At 73.0% G+C, this 2,744-nt stretch carries 1 protein-coding gene and 1 pseudogene; one reads left to right on the top strand and one right to left on the bottom strand.

The window, feature by feature from the left end; all coding sequences use genetic code 11:
• Positions 1–45 precede the first annotated feature (45 nt).
• Positions 46–585 (top strand): annotated as a pseudogene (locus tag WBA11_RS18890) (transposase); the annotation flags it as partial.
• A gap of 320 nt (positions 586–905) precedes the next feature.
• Here WBA11_RS18890 and WBA11_RS18885 read toward each other — a convergent pair.
• On the bottom strand, positions 906–2,543 hold the full coding sequence (locus WBA11_RS18885; RefSeq protein ID WP_424522176.1) for an IS1182 family transposase: 1,638 nt from the start codon (positions 2,541–2,543) through the stop codon (positions 906–908).
• Between the last annotated feature and the right edge of the window lie 201 nt (positions 2,544–2,744).

Genomic DNA, 2,744 nt, shown 5'->3' with positions numbered 1-2,744 from the left:
CGCGAGCGGGTCCGGCTCCTCGTCTCGGCGACCCCGGCCGGCGGTGTGCTTGCCATCGACGACACGACGTTCCCGAAGCAGGGGACCCACTCCGTCGGCGTCGCCCACCAGTGATGCGGCGTGTTCGGGACGCAGGCGAACTGCCAGGCGCTCGTGACGGCCGAGTACGTCGTCGGCCGGTCCCGGTCGGCCCCCGCCGTCCACTGGCCGGTCAGCGCGAGGCTCTACCTCCCCGACGCCTGGGTCCACGACGAGCCCCGCCGCCGCCGCGCCCACGTCCCCGCTGGGGTCCCGAAGCTCTCGAAGATCGAGATCGCCCTCGAGCTCGTCGACCGGGCCGTCGAGTGGGGCGTCCCGTTCCGGCTCGTCACGGCCGACGCCGCGTACGGCCACTTCCGCGACTTCTTCGGCGGGCTCGACGACCGCGGGCTCCTCTACGCCTGCGCCGTCAAGAAGAGCTTCGGCGTCCGCCGGCCCGACGAGGTCCGGGTCGCCCGCGACGGTCCGCCCCCGCCGCGGAAACCGGGGGCCGGTCGGAACCCGAAGCAGCACCCGGCCCCGCTCTACCGGGTCGACAGGGTCGTCGCCGCGCTCCCGCCGGAGGCGTGGGAGGAGGTGACGTGGCGGGAGGGCGAGCGGGGGCCGATGCGGAGGCGGTTCACGGCGCTCCGGATGCACTGGGGGTGCGGATCGGAGATCCGCAGGGTGCCAGGCCCGGAGCCTCGACGACCACCGGACGGCGACGAGCGCCGAGGGGTGGCTGATAGCGGAGCGCGCTCGGACCCGCGACGACGTCGAGACGAAGTACTACTTCTCGAACCTCCCGGCCGAGACGCCGCTCGCGGAGCTGGCCGCGGCCGTCCGGTCTCGGTGGGGGACCTTCGGGATAGACGCTGTTGGCGAATTCAGGCGGCCACCGCCAGCCGGGCGAAGTGGGAGACCCGCGTGCCCGAGCGGGGCACCCCGTCGAGCCACGCGAGCGCCCGCTTGAGGTTCATCGCCGCTGCTGTCGCCACGTGCTGGAGGTGCGTCTTCTCTCGGCCCCGGTAGCGTGCCCGGCGCATCCCCAGCGCGAAAGCGGCCTCCGAGATCGTCCCCTCGACCCCGGAGCGGGCCTTGTACCGCTCCTTGAACGCGGCCGTCTTCTGGTGCTCGCGGGCCGCCACCATCGCCTCGTGCTCCGCTCTCGGGTGGAGGCCCAGGCTCCGTGGCGCCGTCTCGCTCCGAGTACACCGGGGTCTCGCCTCGCACGCCGCACACGCCCGCTTGGGGAATTGGACGTGGAACGACGGCTTCCCGCCCCGGCCTCGGCTCGGCGACCACTTGTAGCTCCGCTCGCCCATCGGGCACGTGACCTGCTCGGCCTCCCAGTCGATCGCGAACTGAGCGGCTTCGAGGGCGTCGGGGTCGGCCGCCTGCCAGCTCGCGTCGACCCGCATCGGCCCGACCATCTCGACGCCGTAGCGGTCCCGGCTCTTGACGAGCTCGGCGGCCGAGAGGTAGGCGCCGTCGGCGAGGTGCTCGGCCGGGAGCAAGCCGCGCGCGCCGAGCCCGTCGTGGATGCCCTCTAGGGCCGTCACGTCCTGGTCCGTTGCCGCTGTCGTCGCCACGTGCGTGATGAGGTTTGGGCGGTCGGGCTCGCACGTCTCGGTGAGGTGGACCTTGAAGCCTTTCCATTCTGTGCCGCGCTTCTGGCTGTACCGGACGTCGAGGTCGTACGGGGACGCGACCATGAGCGCCGACGGGGGGAAGCTCTTCTGCTCGCGCCACCGGAGCCGGTCGCCGTCGACGTAGAAGTGCTGGACCCAGACCCGGCGGAGGACGTCGACGGTGGGCACGGCGCGGAGGTAGTCCGGGGCCTCGGGGCCGTAGACGGCGTCGAGGAGCCCCATCCCGTCGCACCCGACGAGCTCGACCCGCTCGGCGTAGGGCTTCGGGAGCCGGTAGTCGCTGAACCGCTCGCCGTAGCGCTCGAACCACCCGGCGTCGACCCGGTCGCTCAGCCAGGCCGGGGCCACCTGCGCGAGCACGTTGAGCGCCGCGTGGAGCGTCTCACCGACGATCTCCAGCCGGTTCAACTCGCGGACCGCGCCGACGACGTGGGTCGCGTCGGTCCGCTGGCGGCCCCCGCCAGCCAGCAGGCCCCGGCCCTGGAACAGCTCGAGCATCCGGCCGAGGAGCCGGTCCTCGGCCCCGCCGTCGAGGAGCCGTGCCCTGAACTCCGAGAGCACGGAGAAGTCGAAGCCGGGGTCGTCGAGCTCGAGGCTCAGCGCGTACTTCCAGTCGAGCCGGGCGCGGACGGCGTCGGCGGCCTGGCGGTCGGTGAGGTTCTCGCGGAACTGGAGCACGGTCACCAACGCGAGCCGCCAGGGCGGGTAGGCGGGCTGGCCGAGGCTGGGGTAGAGCGCGGCGAAGTCGTCGTCGGAGAACACGGTGCCGAGCTCGTCGCGGAGGGTGACGAGCGGCGAGCCCTTAGGGAAGGCGGCGCGGGCGACGCGGGCGGTGTCTCTGGGGACCGGACCGGGCGTCTGAGGCTGGAGCATGGCAGCGCGGAAGGTGATCCGCTGGTACCGCACGGCGCTCAGGAGGTCCCACTCGACTTCGCCAGCAGTATCCGGCCGTTTTCCGAAGGAGGCGACGGGGTCCGGAGCGGGGTACGGCCTACGGAACGGGGAGCCAGACGGTGAACGCGGCTCCGCCGCCCTTGTCGGACTCCACCGTCAGCGTCCCGCCGTGGCCCTGGA

Source organism: Rubrivirga sp., assembly GCF_049648075.1.
Lineage (GTDB): Bacteria > Bacteroidota > Rhodothermia > Rhodothermales > Rubricoccaceae > Rubrivirga.
This window is presented reverse-complemented; position numbering and strand designations above follow the sequence as displayed.